The organism is Pseudorhizobium banfieldiae (genome assembly GCF_000967425.1).
Lineage (GTDB): Bacteria > Pseudomonadota > Alphaproteobacteria > Rhizobiales > Rhizobiaceae > Neorhizobium > Neorhizobium banfieldiae.
Genome location: NZ_FO082820.1, coordinates 775,275 through 795,781 on the forward strand (window position 1 = coordinate 775,275; position 20,507 = coordinate 795,781).

Below are 20,507 nucleotides of genomic sequence, written 5' to 3' on the forward strand. Positions count from 1 at the left end.
TCGGCGCGTGGATTGGCTCCAGCCGCTGTCGCAGACCTTTCCCGCGCGGGCTCTGATCCTCTCGCCAACCTCCTATCTGCTGGTGAATGCGGCGCATATCATGGCGATCGGCGTCCTCTTTGGTGCAATCCTGTCGCTCGACCTTCGCATCCTCGGCCTGGCAAGGATGCTGCCGCTCGCGCCGACGGCGGTCTATCTCTCGCGGGTGGCGGCGACAGGTCTTGGCCTGGCCATGCTCACAGGCCTCGGGCTCTTTTCCGTGCGGCCTGGCGAATACGCAGCCAATCCCGCCTTCCTCGCCAAGCTCGCATTGATCGCGCTTGGGCTGATCAACATCCTTGCAGTGCATCTCACGCCGGCATGGCGCGCCACTACCCGAGGGGCGGATCCCACAAAGGTGCTGCGCGTGGGGGCAGCGATCTCGATTCTGATCTGGGGTGGGGCGATCATCGCCGGACGGTGGATTGGTTTCATCTAAGCAATCAGCGGTCGCTGAACTCCGCCCGCGGATTGACCCACGGCTGCTGGTTGGAGCGCGGCAGCGGCTGTCTCCCGAGGATATGGTCGGCAGCTTTCTCGCCTGTCATGATCGAGGGGCCGTTGAGGTTGCCGTAGGTGATGTGCGGGAAGATCGAGCTGTCCGCCACGCGCAGGCCGTCGATGCCTATCACCCGGCATTCCGGATCGACCACCGCCAGCGGATCATCCCGGTCGCCCATCCGGCAGGTACCGCAGGGGTGATAGGCGCTTTCCAGGTGTTCCCTCAGAAAGGCGTCGATCTCATCGTCCGTCTGGACCGCCTCGCCTGGCTGGATTTCCGGGCCGCGATAGGGGTTGAAGGCCTGCTGGCCGAAGATCTCGCGGGTCAGCCGCACGCAGTGTCGGAACTTCTGCCAGTCCTCGGGGTGGCTCATATAGTTGAAGCGGATGACCGGATCGGCGGTCGGGTCAGGCGACCGCAAGGTCACGCTGCCGCGCGATTTAGACAGGTTGTAGCCCACATGCACCTGGAAGCCGTGGCTACGGGCGGCGGCCCTGCCGTCATAGGAAATCGCCACCGGCAGGAAGTGGTACTGGATGTCCGGCTGCTTCAGCCCTGCGGCGGAGCGGACGAAGGCGCAGGCTTCGAACTGGTTGGAAGCGCCGAGGCCGCCCTTTGACAGAAGCCATTGGGCGCCGGCGACGCCCTGCCAGAACCACGGAAGCCACGAATAAAGCGAGACCGGCTTCTTCGAGACCTGCTGGAAGTAAAATTCCATGTGGTCCTGCAGGTTTTCCCCGACACCGGGCCTATCGGCCACGACCTCTACCCCCATGTCCCGCAGGTGCTGCGCAGGTCCGATTCCCGACAGCATCAGGAGCTTTGGGGAGTTGAAGGAGGAGGCGGCAATGATCACCTCGCGGTTGGCGCGGATCACTTCGGTAGCGCCGCGCCGCTCGATCTCCACCCCGACCGCCTTGCCGTTCTCGATGACGATCCGCTGGGCGTATCCGTGCACCAGGTGCACGTTCTGTCGCCTGAGCGCCGGCCGGAGGTAGGCGTTGGCCGCTGACCAGCGCCGTCCCATGTGGATGGTCTGCTCCATCAGCCCGAAGCCTTCCTGCTTCGAACCGTTATAGTCGTCGGTGAGTTCGAACCCCGCCTGCTTGCCCGCCTCGATGAAGGCGTGGAAGAGCGGGTTGACGAAGGGGCCGCGGCGCACATGCAGCGGACCGTCCTTGCCGCGCCAGCCTTCCTCGCCGCCGTGGCTATGCTCCATGCGCTTGAAGTAGGGTAGCACGTCGGCATAGTCCCAGCCGCGGGCGCCGAGCTCTTCCCAGCGGTTGAAATCCTCGGAGTGGCCGCGCACATAGACGAGCCCGTTGATGGAGGAGGACCCGCCGAGCACCTTGCCGCGCGGCGCGGTAATGCGGCGGTTGTTGAGGTTGGGTTCCGGCTCAGAGAGATAGCCCCAGTTGTAGCGCTTCATGCTCATCGGCCAGGCAAGTGCCGCCGGCATCTGGATGAAGGGCCCGATGTCGGACCCGCCCGCCTCGATGACGATCACCGAATGCTTGCCGTCCTCCGAGAGCCGGTAGGCCATGGCTGAGCCTGCCGAGCCGGAACCGACGATAACGAAGTCTGCGCTGGTCATCCCGATCTCCTCAGTAGGGCGCCTCGACCGGGCCCATGGCGACGTAGACCGTCTTCAACTCCGTGTAGTGCTCCAGCGCCGCGGCGGAGTTCTCTCGCCCGAAGCCGGACTGCTTCGAGCCGCCGAACGGGACTTCCACCGGGCAGAGGTTGTAGGTGTTGATCCAGAGCGTCCCCGCCTGCAACTGGTCCACCACGCGGTGCGCGCGGCTGAGATCGGCGGTGAAGACGCCGCCGGAAAGGCCGAACTCGGTGGCATTGGCGCGCTTGATCACCTCGGCCTCGTCGTCGAAGTCCAGCACGCACATGACGGGCCCGAAGATTTCCTCGCGCGCAATCGTCATCCCGTCGGTGACATCGGCAAAGACGGTCGGCTGGACGTAGAAGCCTTCGCCGGAAACGTCGTTGGGAATGCCGCCGCCGGTGACGAGGGTCGCTCCCTCGGCATTACCCTTCTCGACGTAGTCCAGAACCTTCTCGCGCTGCTCGCGAGAAACGAGCGGCCCCATCTGCGTCCGCTCGTCCATGGGGTCGCCGATGACGATCTTCTCTGTCCGCTCCTTCAGGTGTGACAGGAACTGGTCTTTGATCCGCTTCTGCACGAAGACGCGCGTGCCGTTGGAGCAGACCTGGCCGGTGGAATAGAAATTGCCGAGCATGGCGCCGCCGATGGCACTGTCGATGTCGGCATCATCGAAGACGATCAGCGGCGACTTCCCGCCGAGTTCCATCGTCACGTGCTTCATCTGCCCGGCCGCTGCGGCGGCGACCTTGCGGCCGGTCGGCACCGAACCAGTGAGCGAGATCTTGGCCACGTCCGGGTGACTGACGAGGAGCGGCCCCGTCTTACGGTCGCCCTGCACGACGTTGAATACCCCCTTGGGCAGGCCGGCCTCGATCAGAATCTCCGCGATCTTCAGCGCCCCGAGCGGTGTCGTCTCCGATGGCTTGAATACCATCACATTGCCGGCCGCGAGCGCTGGCGCCGCCTTCCAGCAGCAGATCTGCTGCGGGTAGTTCCATGCGCCGATGCCGACACAGACACCGAGCGGCACCCGCTTCGTATAGGCCCAGTCGCCGCCGAGCGGAATGTGCGACCCATTCAGCGCCGTCGCGGCAATACCGCCGAAGAATTCCAGGCTGTCGGCCCCTGACGTCGGATCGGCTACGATCGTCTCCTGGATCGGCTTGCCGGTATCCAGCGTCTCCAGTTCGGACAGTTCCCGGTTGCGCTCGCGCATGATGTCCGCCGCGCGCCTCAGCACGCGACCGCGCGCGGTTGGGCTCATTGCGGCCCACTCCACCTGCGCCCGCCTGGCGGAGGCGACAGCCTTCTCCACGATTGCCGGCGTCGCGGCATGCAAACGGGCGATCACTTCACCCGTCGCGGGATAGACGCTCTCGATGACGGTCCCGGCTGTGTCTTCCACGTATTCGCCGTCAATGAAATGGCTGGCTACCGGCTGTGCGCGCATCTTCTTCTCCTAGGGGGCGGCGTCGATCGTCAGGAAAGCTTCGCGGGCAGGAAGGGGCGAAGCTGCAGGTCGAGATAGTCTTCGGTGAGCGCGATCGACGCCGTGCTGCCGATCGGGGCGGAACGCAGGCTCTGCCGGATATAGAGCCCGTCGATCATCGCCGCGACGCCCTCGGCGATCCGGGCTGCATCATCAGGCGGGCAGAGGCGTTCGAGGCTGTGAAGGAGGTTCGAGCGCAGGCGCCTCGAATAAATGACCAGCAGCCGCCGCACCTCCTCGGACCGCTGCGCCTCCACATAGAAGGCAAGCCAGGCGGCCACCGTTTCCGGGGCGAACTGGTCGGCCTGGAAGGAGACGCGGATGATGGCCGACAGCCGCTCGCGGGGCGTGTCGAGATGCTCCATCGCGGTCACGGTATCAGCCCTCAGGCGCGTCAGCAGGCTGCGGATCGTCGCCACCAGCAATTGCTGCTTGCTGCCGAAATAGTGGTGCGCAAGGGCGGGGGAAACGCCGGCTTCCCTTGCGATGTCCGACATCGTCACGTCGAGCGATCCGTGCTGCCCAATGGCTCGCAGCGTCGCGTCTACCAGCGCCTTGCGGCGCAGCGGCTCCATTCCGATACGGGGCATGTGAGGCATCTCCGGTTTCGAGCCAGTTTAGGTTTGATTGACTGATCAATCAACCCTGGGCGCTGGAGAGCCCGACAGAGGAAAGTCTGCCGCATCCGATGTCACGGGAATGTCGTCGAACTTTCATGAAAGCTTCATCGGCCGGAAAGGCTTTCTTTACAGGTTGAAAGACAGTTTCCGATCATGTTTCAGTTTTTGCGTTCGTGGAGTAAAAGATGACTTCGGCGTCCCTCGTCGAGCCTGCAGTGTTCAGGCGTTACGCGGGAGACCAGCTTCTCACGCTGTCGAAGCTGGTTCTGGAAAGCGCCTTCCAACCGATCGTCGAGGTCGCGACGGGAACGGTCTTCGGCTACGAGACGCTGATGCGCGGCCATGACCGTATCGGCTTCTCCTCTCCTGTCGAACTGCTCGATCAGGCCGCCGAGGCGGGCCAACTCCTGGCCCTCGAGCAGATGATGGCCGCACGCTCGCTAGCCAAGTTCTCCACCCTGCCGGACTTCTCCTCCGCCACGCTGTTCCTTAATCTCGACGTCCGTCTGATCAAGGATGGCGAAGAGGTCATTGACAGGTTGCTCCAGCACCTGAATAAGTCGAACATCCCGCCGTCCTCCGTCTGCTTCGAGCTGTCCGAACGGTTTGACAATACCAGCGTGCCGGAATTTGCGGCACTCGTCGACAAGCTCCGCAAGGCGGGCTTCAAGCTGGCCATTGACGATTTCGGCGTCGGCCATGCTGAGATCAAGCTCCTGTGCGACTATCAGGTCGACTATCTCAAGATCGACCGGCACTTCATCGACGGCATCGATACCAGTTCGCGCAAGCGCCATCTGGTGAAGAACATTGTCCAAATCGCGCATGTCCTCGGGATTCGCGTCATCGGCGAGGGCATCGAGACCGAAGGGGAACTGCTGGCCTGCCGCGAGTACGGCGTCGACCTCGTGCAGGGCTATTTCGTCGCCCGTCCTACGACTTTCCCGAATGAATTGCAGGCCGGCTTCTCGCATCTGGCGGACATCGGCCGTGTCCGCCGCTCCAGCCAGTCTCTCGACGAAATATTGATCCGCAAGCAGATCGAGACCCTGCCGGCTGTCTTCGAGCACGAGAGCATCGACAGCGTCTTCGAACTCTTCCGCCGCAATCCCCGCCAAGCCTTCTTTCCCGTCCTCAATGCCAATAGCGAGCCGCGTGGGGTCATCAACGAATACCACCTGAAGGAATACATCTATCAGCCCTTCGGCCGCGATCTCCTGAAGAACAAGGTCTACGAGCGGACGATCTCGCATTTCGTCGACATGGCGCCAATCATCGGGCTGGATGCCGATGCGGAGGAACTGATGAGCCTATTTGCCAGCATGGAGAACAGCGCCTGCGTCATCCTAACGGAAAACATGCGCTATGCCGGCGTCGTTTCCGCCGCCTCGCTGATCAAGGTCATGAGCGAGAAGCAGCTGAAGATCGCCCAGGACCAGAACCCGCTGACCGGATTGCCCGGCAACCGGGCGATCGGTGACTTTATACTGGAATCCGGACGCGACGAGGAGGACTCCCGGTTCTTCTGCTATTGCGATTTCGATCACTTCAAGCCGTTCAACGACCTCTACGGCTTTCATGTCGGCGATCATGCGATCTCTCTCTTCGCCGCACTGCTGCGCCGCTACTTCTTCTCAGATGAGCTTTTTCTGGGTCATATTGGCGGGGACGACTTCTTCATTGGCGTTCGCAACTGGACTCGTGCGGAATTGACGGAAATCCTTGAACGATTGCTGGGTGATTTTCATGATGATGTCGTTGGTCTCTATTCCCGCGAGGAACAGGAGGCGGGCCGTATCCGGGGCCGCGACCGTCAGGGGCACGAGCGTGATTTTCCCCTGCTGCGTTGTTCGATCGGCGTCCTTGAGCTTCCCTCCGGCCTGCTGCTCGACGACGCCGGCAGCATCGCCGGCAGCATCGCGCTCGTCAAGGCGCAGGCGAAGAAGGCAGCCTCGGGCCTCGTCTTTGCCACCTTCGGCGAGACAAATTGACACCGCGACGGCTACTTGCCTTTCCAGCGTCCCTGGCGCGTCCTAAGTCTCCATCTCCTGCCATGATGAGGAGGCCCCTATGTCCCTGTCCAAGGAAATGCGTTACGTCGAACTGACGGGCTTCGGCGGCCCGGATGTGATGAGGCTGGCAAACGGCCCGGTGCCGCAGCCTGGAGCCGGCGAAGTGGTGGTCGAGGTCGAGGCGGCAGGCGTCAACCGTCCCGATGTCGCCCAGCGCAGCGGCAATTATCCGCCGCCCAAGGATGCCAGCCCGATCCTGGGCCTGGAAGTCGCGGGCCGGGTGGTGGCGCTCGGCGAGGGGGTGACCGATGTCACCATCGGCGATCGGGTCTGCGGCCTCGCCAACGGCGGCGGCTATGCCGAGTATTGCGCCCTGCCGGCGGGCCAGGTCCTCGCGTTTCCGAAGAGCTATGATGCGGTGAAGGCCGCAGCCCTGCCTGAAACCTTCTTCACGGTCTGGGCCAATCTCTTCCAGATGGCCGGTCTCACCGAGGGCGAGAGCGTCCTGATCCATGGCGGTTCCAGCGGCATCGGCACCACTGCGATTCAGCTAGCCAGCGCCTTCGGCGCTGAAGTCTATGCCACGGCGGGTTCGGTGGAGAAATGCCGGGCCTGCGAAGATTTGGGCGCAAAGCGTGCCATCAACTATCGCGAAGAGGATTTCGTCGAGGTCATCAAGGCAGAAACCGGGGGCAGGGGCGTCGACACAATCCTTGACATGATCGGGGCCGATTACTTCAACCGCAACCTCAGTGCGCTCGCCAGGGATGGATGCCTGTCGATCATCGCCTTCCTCGGCGGCGCCGTCGCCGAAAAGGCCAATCTGTCGCCGATCATGGTGAAGCGCCTGACGGTGACCGGCTCCACCATGCGCCCGCGCACCGCTGAGGAAAAACGCGCGATCCGCGACGAGTTGAGGGATCAGGTCTGGCCACTGCTGGAAGCGGGCAAGGTCGCACCGGTGATCCACACGGTCCTGCCGTTCGATCAGGTTGCGGAGGCCCACCGGCTGATGGAGACGAGCAGTCACATCGGAAAGATCATCCTCGATCTTCGATAGGGTGAATCAGCAGGCTGGTGAATGCTAGACGAAGCCAGGGAGACTTCAACTCAATTACATCCGAACATTGTCACATAACGTGCCTTGCATACATGCGACGCAGCACCTACCTTTTGATCATCGTCAACGTAATGAAAGGAAGGTGATCCAATGTCGAGTGAGATTTCGGTCTGCGTTTCGGACTTTGGAAAGGTGATGGTCATGACGGGGCAGCCCTCGGCCTGAACGCATCTTCCTTCGGGCGCCTCGCGTGTCCGGGTTCGTTGAACGGACCAAATTCACGAGAAGGGTCGCCGTGCGCGGCCCTTTTTCGTTTCCGCCGTTTCGACGAGAAAGCTGCCGTTCTACCTATGCATCTCACGCATGCGTGAGCTGACATTTGGGTGCTACTCATGCGCGTTCCGCGAACCTATCTACGGGACATCGAAGCAGGACGGAGCGCCAAGCACGGCGCCGGGCTTCGAAGCCCAGTGAAAGGGGGAATTATCATGAACATAGCACGCAGCTTCAACAACTGGCGCCAGTACCGCCGTACCGTAGCTGAACTGAGCCGGATGACCCCGCGCGACCTCAGCGACCTCGGTATTTCGCAGTGCGATATCCATCGCGTCGCCCGCCAGGCTGCCGGCCTCTAATCGCGGCGAGGCTTGCCGGATGTGAACGCCCGCCCAAAGCGGGCGTTTTGCATTTATGGAGGGTCAGAGACCGATCCGTCCGAGCGCCGGAACCTTGATCCCTGGATTGGCAATGTCCAGCCCGGCGACCAGTCCCAGGAAATGCAGTTCGAAGCCGCTGCGGGCCCCGGCCGAGAGGCCGAGAAGGCCGCCGAGCGTCAGATGGACGTCCCGCCAGTCCGCATCCAGATGCACGAAATCGCCATCCGGCAGGTAGTCCCGCCCGACCGCATGCGGCGGCAGGACGGCTGCCAGTTCGGGCACGCTGCGCAGCACGAAGGCGACGAACGTGTTGGAGTTCGGCCCCGGAAAGATCTTGTAGCCGCCGGGCTCCGCATAGGGGTAGGCGGCGATCGCGCCCTCCACCTTCGGGATCAGCAATTCCGCTTCGACACCCGTCACCGCTTTCACGACCTGTGGCATGTTTGAATACCAGTACGCGTCCGCCGGCCGGTGATTGCGCCGGATCGGCGATCCCCAGCCGACTTTGTCGTAGCGCGTATAGCTGTCGGCACCCTTCTCCTTGGTGACGATCCATGCATGGCTGGAGACCGCGCCCTTCAGCCCGCCGGTCGTCGCCGAGAAGACGTAGATCGCTGCCTCGTCGCTCGCCCCTGCTTCCGGCAGGATCCCGGCAGACGACCAGCGTGCTTCGCTCCAGCGGCCCGGGCGATCCTGGATTGCCCACCAACCTGCCGAAGCAAAGGTCGGCAGCAGGTAGACGATGAAGATGATGAGAAGCAGCCGCTTCAGGTATTTCATGCAAGACCTCGTGCAAGTCGTATCGCGGTCGGCTATGACCGATTGAAACCAGCAATTTCAGGGCAGACCAATGCAAAACCCCGTTACCGTCGAAGTCACTCGAGGCAAGCTCGTCGAAAGCCGCCATCGCGGCATGGGCATTGTGGTAGACGGTGACGGCAAGACGGTGTTCGCCTTCGGGGATGTCGAAAGCGGCGTCTTCCTCCGTTCGGCCTGCAAGGCCATGCAAGCTCTGCCCCTTGTCGAGAGTGGTGCCGCGGACGCCTATGGCTTCGCCGATCGGCAACTGGCGCTGGCCTGTGCTTCCCATTCCGGCGAGGATGAACACGTGGCGCTCGCGGCCTCGATGCTGGAGCGTGCCGGCCGCGATGCCTCCGCGCTGGAATGCGGCGCCCACTGGTCCTCCGACCAGACGACCCTGATCCACCAGGCGCGCACCCGCGACCGGCCGACGGCACTCCACAACAACTGCTCCGGCAAGCATTCGGGCTTCGTCTGCACCTGCGCCCATGTCGGCTACGAGGTTGAAGGCTACGTCGGCTACGACCATCCGCTGCAGGCCGACATCCGCGCCACGATGGAAAGTCTGACGGGTGCCGCCCTCGGCCATGACAATTGCGGCATCGATGGCTGCTCGATCCCGAGCTACGCCATTCCGCTTCGTGGCCTCGCGCACGGCTTCGCCAAGATGGTGACGGGGCAGGGGCTGGAGCCCATCCGGGCAAAGGCCTCGCGGCGGCTGATGGAGGCTTGCATGGCGGAGCCCTTCTATGTTGCCGGCACCAAGCGTGCCTGCACGAAGCTGATGCAGGTCGCTCCGGGCAAGATCTTTGCCAAGACGGGTGCCGAGGGCGTATTCGTCGCAGCACTTCCCGAGCAGGGCCTGGCGATGGCGGTGAAATGCGAAGACGGTACGACGCGCGCCGCCGAGGCGATGATCTTCGCCCTGATCGCCCGCCACTTCGACAAGGCCAGCGAGACGCACCAGACGCTCATGGCCATGGCCAATAAGTCGATGAGGAACTGGAACGGCATCCATGTCGGCGACATCCGTGTCACCGATGCCCTGTTCGCCTGACCCGTCGGTGCCAACTGCCGTCACGATCAGGACTTGATAGAGGCGCCGCCGACGCCAGATCACCGACATCACCGATGGAGGAAATCGTCATGTACACGCTGTTCTACTCGCCCAATGCCTGCTCGCTCGCCAGCCACATCGCGCTGGCGGAGTCCGGCCTTCCCTACGAGGTGCGTCGAGTGAATTTCGCCGAGAACGAGCAGCGTTCGCCGGAATACCTGAAGCATAATCCGAACGGCCGCGTGCCGGCGCTGGTAACGGAGAAAGGCACGCTGATCGAAAGTCCGGCGATCCTCGCCTTCATCGCCCAGTCGGCACCTGACGCAAAGCTCGCGCCGCTCGACGATCCCTTCGAATTCGCCCAGATGCAGGGCTTCAACAGTTTCATCGCCTCATCGCTGCACGTGGCCTATGCCCATAACAAGCGCGGCTATCGCTGGGCGGATGGGCAGGAGGCGCTCGATGCCATGAAGCGGAAGGTCGCGCCGAACATGCGCATGTACTTCGGCATGGTTGAAAACGACTTCCTGACAGGCCCCTGGGTTTTGGGCGAGGCCTATTCGGTCGCCGACCCTTACCTCTTCACCATGGCCGACTGGCTCGAAGGCCTCGGAATCGGGAGGGAAGAGTTTCCCAAGGTTGCCGACCACTATCGCCGAATGATGGAGCGCCCCGCCGTCCAGAAGGCGCTTTCCATCGAGCGCCCGGCCTGAACTCAGGCGCAGCGTGTGAGTTTCAATGCATCGCCGATGCCGTGGGACCGAGTTTCGGGGTGCCTCAGAAAGGGCAGGTCGGCCAGTTGACGCTCCGACATACGGACAAGGTCAGGATGACGGAGCACGTCGAGCCCCTCGGCAGAAGCTTCCTCGGCGGACCTGAGCCAGTCGAGGGCGCTGGAGATAATCTGTAGATCGCGCATAGCGTGCCTCCCGGCAATACATGCTTTCCCGCTTATGATGCAGATTGGAGCAGGCCCATTCAATTGAGTTCTTCAGCACTCTGCTGTAGAAAATCTATATGAAGAACCTGAACATGCTGCATCTGAACGGCCTGAGGGCCGTTGAGGCCGTCGCCCGTCTCGGATCGCTGCAGGCGGCTGCTGAGGAGATGGGCGTCACCATCGGTGCAGTCAGCCAGCAGGTCATCAAGGCAGAAGCGCAATTGGGACGTTCGGTGTTCCTGCGTCAGCCGAAGGGCATGGTTCCGTTCGATGCCGCACGGCCGATGCTCGCCCGGCTGACGGAAGGGTTTCACGCACTTTCTCAGGGCGTGGCACTCGCGCGGCCGGCTGACGACAATCTTCTGACGGTGTCCGTTGCACCGGTCTTCGCGGCGCGCTTCCTCGTCCACCGGCTGGACAGCTTCTCCCGCTTGCACCCGTTGATACGCCTGCGCATCGAGGCGACGACGGCGCTTGCCGATCTGGACGGCGGAGATGTCGACCTCGCCATCCGGGTCGGGCGTGGCGTATGGCCGGGCGTCGATGCTGAACTGCTGATGGAGCAGCGGGTTTTCCCCGTCTGCGCGCCGGCCCTGGCCGCAGACCTGAGGGCGCCGGCCGACGTTCTCCGGCTCCCGGCGATCATCGATGGCCCCTCGGCCTTTTCCTGGGACGTCTGGCTGCAGCAGGCGGGTCTCGCAGGCCGCAGGATGACGACGCGGCACGTCTTCAACGACGCCTCGCTCTGCCTCGACGCGACCATGGCGGGGCAGGGGGTAATGCTCGCCTGGCAGACGCTGGCAAGCTTTGCCCTTGAGCAGGGGCGTCTGGTGAAGCCGTTTGCCCTGGAGGCAGCGACAGGCATGGGCCACTACCTCGTGACCCGTGCAAGTGTCCGTCAGCCCGCGAAGGTGCGTGCCTTTGCCGACTGGCTGCGGGCAGAGATGCAGGCGCTCGACCGGGAGGTCGTCACGCCGGCTCCTGCAGTCGCTTCTCCCACATCGCTTTGAAGGCGGGCCTCGCCTGGCAGGTTTCGAGCCAGCCCTTCAGTGCTGGCCGCGCCTCGAACAGGGGTGCATGGCCCTGCGCGTAGCGCACGACCTCCGCCACGAGGATGTCGGCGGCGGTGAAGCGCCCGCCGACCATGAAGGGGCTGGCCTTGAGATGAGCCTCCAAGACGTCGAAGGGGCGTTCGAGCATGGCGGCGGAGGCGGCGATCTTCGCGCGGCCTTCCTCGGTCTCCATCGCGCCCTTGCCGATGGCCATCTGGATGTCGAGCGCGTCCTCCTCGATGCTGGTGGCGCCGAACAGCGCCCATTGCACCATTCGGGCATCCTCCTGCAGGTCCTTCGGTCCGAGCGCGCCGCCATGCTTCTTCGCAAGGTAGAGCGTGATTGCGAGTGATTCGTGCAGCACGAAGCCGTCATCGTCCATCGACGGGATCGAACCCATCGGGTTGATGGCCAGGAACTCGGGGGAGCGGGTGTTCATCGGTGCCCCGGCCGCGGAAGCATCGGCCAGCCGATAGGCCTGGATCACCGGCACGTGCCGGAAGGCAAGACCAAGTTCCTCGATGAGCCAGAGCGGCCGGGTGGCACGGGAGCGATAGACTCCGTAGATCGTCAGCATTTACGTCCTCCTGGGAAAAGCTGCGCCACGCTACGGGGGCAGGTGGCTGAACGGAAGACCGGTCGGCGTTATGGCGCCATGAATTGTTTCGATCGGTCAGGCCCGGCGATTGCCCTCGATCGTCAGGTGCGCAAAGCGCTCCTCGCCACCAAGCAGTTCGCCCGTGGCACGGTCATGCCAGCGGAAGCCGAGGATGGCGCCGTCTTCCACGCCATCGAAGATATTGTCGCTGACGAGGGCGCTGCCCGCATCTTCCACGACCGACACGGCGCAGCCGATTCGCGCCTGACGGACGATGTTGTCGGTTATGGAGACGTTGCGCAGGTAGGGACCCCAGCCGACCAGCATGGCGAAACGCGGAACGTTCTCGAGGACATTGCCGGAAACCACCGTGTCGGCCTCGACGCCGATGCCGATCCCGAAGCCGACGCTGTCGTGTTCGTAGGGACCAACCAGCGAGATGTTGCGGATGATGTTGCTGGAAACGATCGCCAGCCGTCCACCCTCGTTGAAATTGGCGATGTTGATGCCGTTCGCCGCTCCATCCACCAGATTGCCGGTGACCAGCGCTCCCTCGAAGCCGAACTCGGAATAGATCGCCGTCTCGCCTGATCGCAGGCAGTGATTGTCGGAGATCTGGACGTTGGAAGCGGCGTTCGCCCGAATGGCCGTGAAAGCACTGTCGGAGATGTGATTGCTCGATACGATTACGCCGTCGGCGCGGTAGAGGTTGATGGCATTGCCGAACTGACCGGTGCCGCCATAGCTTGCGCCGGTCCGGGTGATGCGGTTGCCGGAAACGATCGTGCCGTCCTCTCCCTTCTCCCTGCGGTGAACGAGAATGCCCCCATTGCCGCAGCCGGACAGGAGGTTTTCCCGGATCGCGAGGCCGATGCTGTCGATCGCATAGAGCCCGTATTCGTCGATTCCGGAGATACGGTTACCCTTCAGGGCGCCGCCGCAGCGCTCCAGCTGCAGGGCCGTCTTGCTGCTGCCCTCCACCGCGCATTTTTCCATCGTCAGGTCAGCCACGTCGCGCAGGTGCAGTAGGGCAGGCACATGGTCAGGCAGAGGTCGTCCGGCCCCGTCGAACTTGATGCCGTCCAGTTCTATGCGCCGCGCACCCGGTTCGCTGCGGATGAATGGACCACCGCCGCCAAGTGCGAGGGTCGTGGCGCCGGCAATGCCCATCAGGCGGGTCCGGTCCGGCAGCGCCAGATCGTTCACCTCGTAGCGGCCCGGCGGCAGGAACACCCACTGGTCAGCCTGGCTCGCCTGCGCGATCAGCTCCCGCAACTTCCGGGTCTGCTCTTCGCCGCCACCCGACCTCAATCCCGCGGCTCCCGCATCGATCGCGCCGCGCAGATCGGTCAGCGACATGGCAGGGGCTGCTCGTCCGCTCCCCGCGCTCAGCAGAACGGTACAACTCGCCGAAGACAGTCCAAGCAAAAGCGTTCGTCTGGAAATCATCCGCATCTCCGGAGAGTAAGAATCTGCTTATTTGCGCCTACGGTTGAATTCGATTGGCGAGATGAACAATTGTTACGATAATATTAAAGAAGATTAAGGATTTGTCCTGCAGTCTATCGCTGACGTTGGGGCGTTCATATTAGCAAGCGGTTTGGGAGAGACATCGGATGCACAGTCCAATGTCAAGAAGCGCGCATTCGCAGGATACCTCGGTCACTCTCGAGAGCCTCCGCCAGCGGCTGCTGACGGTCGTTACGGATGCGGAACTGGCGGATACGTTCGCGATTCTCGACCGGCTGGACGCCTGCTCCCTCGTCGACCAGTTTCCTGAGCTCATCTACGTCAAGGATCGCCGCAGCCGCTTCGTGCTGGCGAACGACGCCACCGCCCGCGCCAACAACATCGCCCATCCCGTGGAATTGCTCGGCAAGACGGATTTCGATCTCTTCGAGCGGGAGGTCGCGGAGGAGCTCTTTCTCGCCGAGCAGAGAATGATGTCGCTTGGCGAGGCAATGACCAATGTCGAGCATCGCCTTGCGTTCGGCGGCCAGTCCTGCTGGCTCCAGTCGACAAAGACCCCGCTGCGGGACGCTGCGGGCCGTATCGTCGGGCTGATCGGTATCTCCCGCGACATCACTGAGCGCAAGCGGCAGGAGGATCTGCGGCGCGGCCATGCGCGCCTCCTCGAAATGATCGCGCGCGGCCAGCCGCTCGACAAGGTCCTGCTTTCTCTCGTCGATCTGGTTGAAGAGGAACTGGACGACGTGGTTGCCTCGGTGCTGCTCCTCGATGAAGGAACCGACCGGCTGCGGCATGGGGCGTCCTCGAGCCTTCCGGAAGCCTATGTCCGTAAGATCGACGGTCTCCAGATCGGCCCGCATGCCGGCTCCTGCGGCACGGCCGCCTGGCGGCGCGAGCCGGTCATCGTCAGCAATGCCCTCGAAGACCCGCTCTGGGAAGAGTATCGCGAACTGCCGCAGCAGTTCGGTTTCCGGTCCTGCTGGTCCACGCCGATCATTGGCCCGGATAGAAGGGTTCTCGGCACCTTCGCTCTCTATTCCGGTTCTGTGCGCGAGCCGACGGAGCTTGAGCTCGAACTGACCGCCATGGCGACCGACATTGCCGGGATCGCCATCGAACGGATGCGTGCGGAGGAGCGCATTCGCTACATGGCGCATCATGACGCCCTGACAGGTCTTCCGAACCGGGCGCTCTTCTGGATCCAGTTCAACCATATTCTTGCCGAGGCGCGCCGCGAAAAACGCAAGGTCGCGGTGGCCTACATCGATCTCGACAATTTCAAGCAGATCAACGACCGGCTGGGTCACGCAGCCGGGGACGAGGTGCTGAAGACGATCGCCGAACGCCTGCCACGCTGCATCCGCGCCAACGACCTGATAGTCCGGCTCGGTGGGGACGAGTTTGCCATCGTCTTCTCCCTCCTCGGCCAGGGGGAAGAGGGCGTGGTTCGGCGGATGGACGAGCTGCGGGCCGTCATCTCGGCACCCGTCATGTTCGAGTCCGAAGAAGTCCAAGTCACCTGCAGCATGGGGGCTGCATTCTATCCGGAGGATGGAGACACCCCCGAGGCGCTGTTGGCACGGGCGGACCGCGCCATGTACGGCGCCAAGATCGACGGCCGTGATCGCCTGCAGGTCTGGACCTGTGCTCCTGCCGGCGACTGACGGCGACATCGAGACGATCTTTGCAGTCGCCTGTCGCGCACTATCTTTGAGGGAATGAAACCAGAGGCGCTGCTTCATCCGACCCCGGCCGGGCTGTTCTGCCCCATCGGCCGCTTCCATGTCGATCCGGTGCGGCCCGTCGAGCGGGCGCTGATCACCCATGGCCATTCCGACCATGCCCGCGCCGGTCATGGCAAGGTGCTGGCCACCCGCCAGACGCTCGACATCATGCGCATCCGCTATGGCGAAGACTTCTGCGGATCAGAACAGGCGGTGGAGTTCGGCGAGCGCGTCGAGGTGGACGGCGTTACCGTCTGCTTCCACCCCGCTGGCCATGTCCTGGGCTCCGCGCAGATCCTCATCCAGAAGGATGGCCTGAGGATCAACGTCTCCGGCGACTACAAACGCGGCACCGACCCGACCTGCGCCTCCTTCGAGCCCGTCGCCTGCGACGTCTTCATCACCGAGGCCACCTTTGGTCTGCCGGTCTTCCACCATCCCGACCCGAAGGGAGAAATCGGCAAGCTGCTCACCTCGCTGAAGCAGTTTCCCGAGCGCAGCCACATGATCGGCGCCTATGCGCTCGGCAAGGCGCAGCGTGTCATCCGTCTGATCCGGGACTGCGGCTACCACGAGCCGATCTATATCCACGGGGCGCTGGGGAGGCTCTGCGACTACTATCGCGAACAGGGCATCGAATTGGGCGACATCCGGCCCGCGACGCTGGAGAAGAAGGATCCCGATGCCTTCAAGGGCGCTGTCGTCGTCGGTCCGCCGTCGGCATTCCAGGATCGCTGGGCGCGGCGCTTCAACGAGCCGCTGATCGCCTTCGCCTCCGGCTGGATGATGGTGCGCCAGCGCGCCAAGCAGGGCGGGGTGGAACTGCCCCTGGTGATCTCCGACCACTGCGACTGGCCCGAGCTCCTGGAGACCATCAGGGAGGTCGGACCTTCCGAGGTGTGGGTGACGCACGGCCGGGAGGAGGCGCTGGTGCGCTGGTGCGAGTTGCAGGGCATCCCGGCCCGCCCGCTGCACCTCGTCGGCTATGAGGACGAGGGAGACTGATGAAGGCCTTCTCCAACCTCCTCGACCGCTTGGTCCTGACCCCATCGCGCAACGGCAAGCTGAAGCTGCTGGCCGACTACTTTCGCGACACGCCCGATCCGGACCGCGGCTATGGCCTCGCGGCACTGGCCGGTACGCTTGACCTGAGGAACATCAAGCCGGCGCTCCTGCGCGAACTGGTGCTGGAAAAGCTCGATCCGGTCCTCTTCCAGTATTCCTACGATTACGTCGGCGACCTCGCCGAAACCATCGCGCTCGTTTGGGATGGCGGCGAGAAGGACGACACGACCGACGAGGAGCAGCCGCGGCTCGGCGAAGTCGTCATGATGATGAATTCGCTCGGCCGGACCGAAGTGCGCGCCGCCGTCCGCGACCTGCTCGACCATCTCGATCCCTCCAGCCGCTTCGCCTTCCTGAAGCTCGCCACCGGGGCGCTTCGCATCGGCGTCTCCGCCCGGCTCGCCAAGCAGGCGCTGTCGGACATGAGCGGCCCAGGGGAGAGCCAGAAGGACGTCACCGAAATCGAAACCTTGTGGCACGGCCTGGATCCGCCCTACGAGCCGCTTTTCGCATGGCTCGAGGGCCGGGCGGATAAGCCGGTGCTGGCCACGCCGGCGATCTTTCACTCGGTCATGCTGGCCAACCCGGTGGAGGAGGGCGATCTCGAGAAGCTCGACCCGGAAGCCTATGCTGCCGAATGGAAGTGGGACGGCATCCGCATCCAGATGTCGAGCTATGGCGGCACGAAGAAGCTCTACTCCCGCTCCGGCGACGACATCACTGGTGCCTTCCCGGACATCGTCGACTCGATCAACTTCGAAGGCGTCGTGGACGGCGAACTGCTTGTTGGCGGTACCATGCGCTCCAACAGCCCGACCCGCACCTTCTCCGATCTCCAGCAGCGGCTGAACCGCAAGACGGTGACGAGCCGGATGTTGGACGACTACCCCGCCTTCGTGCGGGCCTACGACCTGCTGTTTCAGGGCGATGAGGACATCCGTGCCCGCACCTTCTTCGAGCGCCGCGAGCGGCTGGGAGAGGTCATCGAAAAGGCCCCACACGACCGCTTCGACTTGTCCGATCTCGTCGACTTCTCCGACTGGCAGGAACTCGACCGCCTTCGGGTAGATCCACCCGATCCGGTGATCGAGGGTGTCATGATCAAGCGCAAGGACAGCGCCTACCAGGCCGGTCGGCTGAAGGGGCCGTGGTTCAAGTGGAAGCGCGATCCCTACAATATCGATGCGGTGATGCTCTATGCCCAGCGCGGCCACGGCAAGCGGTCGAGCTACTATTCCGACTTCACCTTCGGCGTCTGGGCCGAGAGCCCGGATGGCGAGCAGCTTGTGCCCGTGGGCAAGGCCTATTTCGGCTTCACCGATGCTGAGCTCGAAGTGCTAGACAAGTTCGTGCGTGACAACACGGTGGAGCGCTTCGGTCCTGTCCGAGCGGTGCGGGCAGAGCCGGATTTCGGCTTCGTGCTGGAGGTCGCCTTCGAGGGCATCAACCGCTCCACCCGCCACAAGTCCGGCGTCGCGATGCGGTTTCCTCGCATTTCGCGCCTGCGCATGGACAAGCTGCCCCGCGATGCCGACCGGCTGTCGACTCTGACCGCGATGATCGATGCGAGTATGCCGCAGTCGTAACCTCAAAAGAAGAGGGCGAGCAGCTTGCGCCACCCGCCCTTGTTTCGTTCAACCATGAGATCAGGTCGCCTCAGAACTCTTCCCAGCTGTCGTTGCTGACGGCGACGGCAGCGGAGCCCTTGGCCGAGAAGGCATTGGCGATCTTGCCCATCATGCTGCGGGCGGGCGAGGCGACCGGGGCGGACTTGGCTCCGGCCTTGGCCACCGGTGCCGGTGCCCGATGCGATGCCGGCTGGTAGGAGGCCGCGCCGCCAAGCTGGAACTGGCCGATCAGGCCGCGTAGGCGGCTTGCCTCGTTGGCGAGGGTGGCACCGGCCGCATTGGCCTCTTCCACCATGGCGGCGTTCTGCTGGGTCACCTGGTCCATCTGGTTGACGGCGGTGTTGACCTCCGACAAGCCGACCGATTGTTCGCGGGCCGACGTGGCGATCGCGTCCATGTGCTGGTTGATGGTGACGATATAGCTTTCGATCGTCTTCAGGGCTTCGCCGGTGTCGCTGACCAGCTTCACGCCGTTGCCGACCTCGGCAGAGGAGTTGCGGATCAGGTCCTTGATCTCCTTGGCAGCGGTTGCCGAACGCTGTGCCAGTTCACGGACTTCCTGGGCGACGACGGCAAAGCCCTTGCCGGCTTCGCCGGCACGCGCCGCTTCCACGCCGGCGTTGAGCGCCAGGAGGTTGGTCTGGAAGGCGATGTCGTCGATGACGCCGATGATGTTGGAGATCTGGCTCGATGACTGCTCGATCTTGCCCATGGCATCGACGGCATTGGCGACGACGGCGCCGGAATGGCGGGCGCTCTCGTTCGCCTGGATCGCCACCGTACGGGCCTCTTCGGCGCGCTTGGAGGAGTTGGCGACATTGGTGGTGATCTGGTCGAGGGCTGCTGCCGTCTCTTCCAGCGAGGCGGCCTGCTGTTCGGTGCGCTTCGACAGGTCCTCGGCGCTCTGGCTGATCTCGCGCGATCCGCTGTCGATCGAGCTGGTGGATTCCGCCACTGCCGTCATGGTTTCGCGAAGTTGCATGACCGAGCGGTTAAAGTCCTCGCGCAGGCCTTCGAATTCCTCGGCGAAGGATTGCGTCAGCTGGACGCCGAGATTGCCGGCGGAAAGCTGCTTCAAGCCATCGGCCAAGCCCGTGGTTGCCTGTGCCATGGCTTCGGCGCGAATGCGCTCCTGCTCGGCCGTGCGGCGGCGCTGTTCTTCCGACTGCGAGCGCTGGGCATTCGCCTCCTGCTCGAGCCGGCGGTTCTCCAGTGCATTCGTGCGGAACACCTCGACGGCTGCCGCCATCTCGCCGATCTCGTCGGTGCGGCCGGCATATGGAATTGCCGTGTCGGCATCGCCCCTGGCGAGAGTGTTCATCGAGCCGGTGATCGTCTGGATCGGACGCGCAATGCCGGTGATGGCGAACCAGATGGCAGCGGCGATGACGGCTGCGAGCACGCCGATGGCCACGAAGGCAACGGTCAACGTGGTCGAATAGGCGGATTGGGCGTTGGCATAGGCTTCAGTGGTATCACTGTTGCTGATCGCCACGAGCCGCTCCGCGCTTTCGGTTGCCGCATTGGCGCTCTTGACCATCTCATCGCGAAGGATCCGGTTTGCTTCGTCGATGTGCCCAGCCAGAGAGGAAGCAAAGACGGTGGCACCGACCGCGTTGTACTCGTCGACCGCTTGCCCGAGCTTCACAACGATCTCGCTCTCCTCCCTCGACGGGTTGAGGGTGTTGAACTTGGTGATGTCTTCCTTGAGCTTGGCGGTCGCCGTTTCGACTGCCTTGGCGGCGGCAGCCTTGCCCTCCGCATCGGACCGGAGAATGTGGCTACGATACGCTGTCCGTATGCTGCCAAGCTGAACCTCCATGTCCTTCACCGTGATAGCGGTGGGCATGTTGTCCGTGGCGATTTCTTCGAGGTGTGCATTGATCGCACCGATCCGGTTGAGGGCAAAGGTCGCGAAGAGCCCGAAGGAAATGCCGATCAGAATCAGGATTCCTGCAAGGGCGGTCTTAACTTTGGGTCGTGTCATGGGAGGTCCGTTCAGGGCGAGAGGGCTCAAGGACGCTGCGATCGCAGTTTGCCTCGATCGATGCAGCTTTAACGAGCCATGCGTTACGAAATTCAAACAAGGGCACCCATAGATGTGATGGATGAAAATTAGTTAAAACTGATATATAGATAATTTCCTATGTGCCGCTCCAGCTGCCGGTCCCGCCCC

Annotated in this window: 18 protein-coding genes; 10 read left to right on the plus strand and 8 right to left on the minus strand. The window is 63.3% G+C overall.

All coding sequences use genetic code 11. The features are described from left to right. Window positions 1-7: 7 nt before the first annotated feature. A complete protein-coding gene (locus NT26_RS03650; protein WP_052637411.1) occupies window positions 8-478 on the plus strand; it encodes a DUF6644 family protein in 471 nt (156 codons plus the stop codon). 4 nt (window positions 479-482) lie between these two features. On the opposite strand, the gene betA is transcribed toward NT26_RS03650, so the two are convergent. From betA to betI, 3 genes are read right to left on the minus strand one after another with little or no spacing between them, the layout of a single operon-like run. Further along, the gene (gene betA, locus NT26_RS03655; RefSeq protein ID WP_052637412.1) at window positions 483-2,135 is read right to left on the minus strand and encodes a choline dehydrogenase; all 1,653 of its coding nucleotides are present in this window, start codon (window positions 2,133-2,135) and stop codon (window positions 483-485) included. A gap of 10 nt (window positions 2,136-2,145) precedes the next feature. Next, window positions 2,146-3,609 carry a betaine-aldehyde dehydrogenase gene (gene betB, locus NT26_RS03660; protein WP_052637413.1) on the minus strand — a complete coding sequence of 488 codons (1,464 nt, stop codon included), beginning with the start codon at window positions 3,607-3,609 and terminating at the stop codon, window positions 2,146-2,148. 29 nt (window positions 3,610-3,638) lie between these two features. After that, the gene (gene betI, locus NT26_RS03665) at window positions 3,639-4,238 is read right to left on the minus strand and encodes a transcriptional regulator BetI (RefSeq protein WP_052637414.1); all 600 of its coding nucleotides are present in this window, start codon (window positions 4,236-4,238) and stop codon (window positions 3,639-3,641) included. Between the two features lie 215 nt (window positions 4,239-4,453). Between betI and NT26_RS03670 the strand changes: the two genes are divergently transcribed. The 3 genes from NT26_RS03670 to NT26_RS22140 all read left to right on the plus strand — a co-directional run bounded on the left by NT26_RS03670 (window position 4,454) and on the right by NT26_RS22140 (window position 7,975). Next, complete coding sequence (locus NT26_RS03670; RefSeq protein ID WP_052637415.1) at window positions 4,454-6,259, plus strand: bifunctional diguanylate cyclase/phosphodiesterase; 1,806 nt, start codon at window positions 4,454-4,456, stop codon at window positions 6,257-6,259. Window positions 6,260-6,338: 79 nt separating this feature from the next. Further along, the gene (locus NT26_RS03675; RefSeq protein WP_052637416.1) at window positions 6,339-7,340 is read left to right on the plus strand and encodes an NAD(P)H-quinone oxidoreductase; all 1,002 of its coding nucleotides are present in this window, start codon (window positions 6,339-6,341) and stop codon (window positions 7,338-7,340) included. 488 nt (window positions 7,341-7,828) lie between these two features. After that, window positions 7,829-7,975, plus strand: a complete 147-nt coding sequence (locus NT26_RS22140) for a DUF1127 domain-containing protein (RefSeq protein ID WP_065814511.1) — start codon at window positions 7,829-7,831, stop codon at window positions 7,973-7,975. 63 nt (window positions 7,976-8,038) lie between these two features. Here the strand turns inward: NT26_RS22140 and NT26_RS03680 are convergent, their stop codons facing one another. Beyond that, a complete protein-coding gene (locus NT26_RS03680) occupies window positions 8,039-8,776 on the minus strand; it encodes a DUF3750 domain-containing protein (RefSeq protein ID WP_052637417.1) in 738 nt (245 codons plus the stop codon). Between the two features lie 70 nt (window positions 8,777-8,846). On the opposite strand from NT26_RS03680, the gene NT26_RS03685 reads away from it, so the two are divergent. Together NT26_RS03685 and NT26_RS03690 are read left to right on the plus strand one after the other, a co-directional pair. Next, window positions 8,847-9,854 carry an asparaginase gene (locus tag NT26_RS03685; protein ID WP_052637418.1) on the plus strand — a complete coding sequence of 336 codons (1,008 nt, stop codon included), beginning with the start codon at window positions 8,847-8,849 and terminating at the stop codon, window positions 9,852-9,854. An 89-nt stretch (window positions 9,855-9,943) separates the two neighbouring features. Further along, window positions 9,944-10,567 (plus strand): glutathione S-transferase family protein, encoded by a 624-nt coding sequence (locus NT26_RS03690; RefSeq protein ID WP_052637419.1) that lies wholly within the window; start codon window positions 9,944-9,946, stop codon window positions 10,565-10,567. A 2-nt stretch (window positions 10,568-10,569) separates the two neighbouring features. On the opposite strand, the gene NT26_RS03695 is transcribed toward NT26_RS03690, so the two are convergent. Then, window positions 10,570-10,773: a hypothetical protein gene (locus tag NT26_RS03695; RefSeq protein WP_052637420.1), complete on the minus strand. Its 204-nt coding sequence runs from the start codon at window positions 10,771-10,773 to the stop codon at window positions 10,570-10,572. 98 nt (window positions 10,774-10,871) lie between these two features. Here NT26_RS03695 and NT26_RS03700 point away from each other — a divergent pair, with 98 nt between their 5' ends. Beyond that, window positions 10,872-11,804 (plus strand): LysR substrate-binding domain-containing protein, encoded by a 933-nt coding sequence (locus NT26_RS03700; RefSeq protein ID WP_052637421.1) that lies wholly within the window; start codon window positions 10,872-10,874, stop codon window positions 11,802-11,804. On the opposite strand, the gene NT26_RS03705 is transcribed toward NT26_RS03700, so the two are convergent. Beyond that, a complete protein-coding gene (locus NT26_RS03705) occupies window positions 11,764-12,423 on the minus strand; it encodes a glutathione S-transferase family protein (protein ID WP_052637422.1) in 660 nt (219 codons plus the stop codon). The two genes, NT26_RS03700 and NT26_RS03705, sit on opposite strands and share 41 nt — an antisense overlap. 96 nt (window positions 12,424-12,519) lie before the next feature. Continuing rightward, a complete protein-coding gene (locus tag NT26_RS03710; RefSeq protein WP_052637423.1) occupies window positions 12,520-13,893 on the minus strand; it encodes a TIGR03808 family TAT-translocated repetitive protein in 1,374 nt (457 codons plus the stop codon). Between the two features lie 179 nt (window positions 13,894-14,072). Here NT26_RS03710 and NT26_RS03715 point away from each other — a divergent pair, with 179 nt between their 5' ends. Genes NT26_RS03715 through NT26_RS03725 form a run of 3 tightly spaced genes read left to right on the plus strand, consistent with a single transcriptional unit; the run spans window position 14,073 to window position 18,289 of the window. After that, entirely contained in the window at window positions 14,073-15,578 is a 1,506-nt protein-coding gene (locus tag NT26_RS03715) for a diguanylate cyclase domain-containing protein (RefSeq protein WP_052637424.1), read from the plus strand. A 54-nt stretch (window positions 15,579-15,632) separates the two neighbouring features. After that, window positions 15,633-16,643 carry a ligase-associated DNA damage response exonuclease gene (locus tag NT26_RS03720; RefSeq protein ID WP_052637425.1) on the plus strand — a complete coding sequence of 337 codons (1,011 nt, stop codon included), beginning with the start codon at window positions 15,633-15,635 and terminating at the stop codon, window positions 16,641-16,643. Then, window positions 16,643-18,289, plus strand: a complete 1,647-nt coding sequence (locus tag NT26_RS03725) for a cisplatin damage response ATP-dependent DNA ligase (RefSeq protein WP_052637426.1) — start codon at window positions 16,643-16,645, stop codon at window positions 18,287-18,289. Before NT26_RS03720 ends, NT26_RS03725 begins: the two co-directional genes overlap by 1 nt. A gap of 70 nt (window positions 18,290-18,359) precedes the next feature. Here NT26_RS03725 and NT26_RS03730 read toward each other — a convergent pair whose 3' ends face one another. Further along, window positions 18,360-20,318 carry a methyl-accepting chemotaxis protein gene (locus tag NT26_RS03730; protein ID WP_052637427.1) on the minus strand — a complete coding sequence of 653 codons (1,959 nt, stop codon included), beginning with the start codon at window positions 20,316-20,318 and terminating at the stop codon, window positions 18,360-18,362. Window positions 20,319-20,507 lie beyond the last annotated feature (189 nt).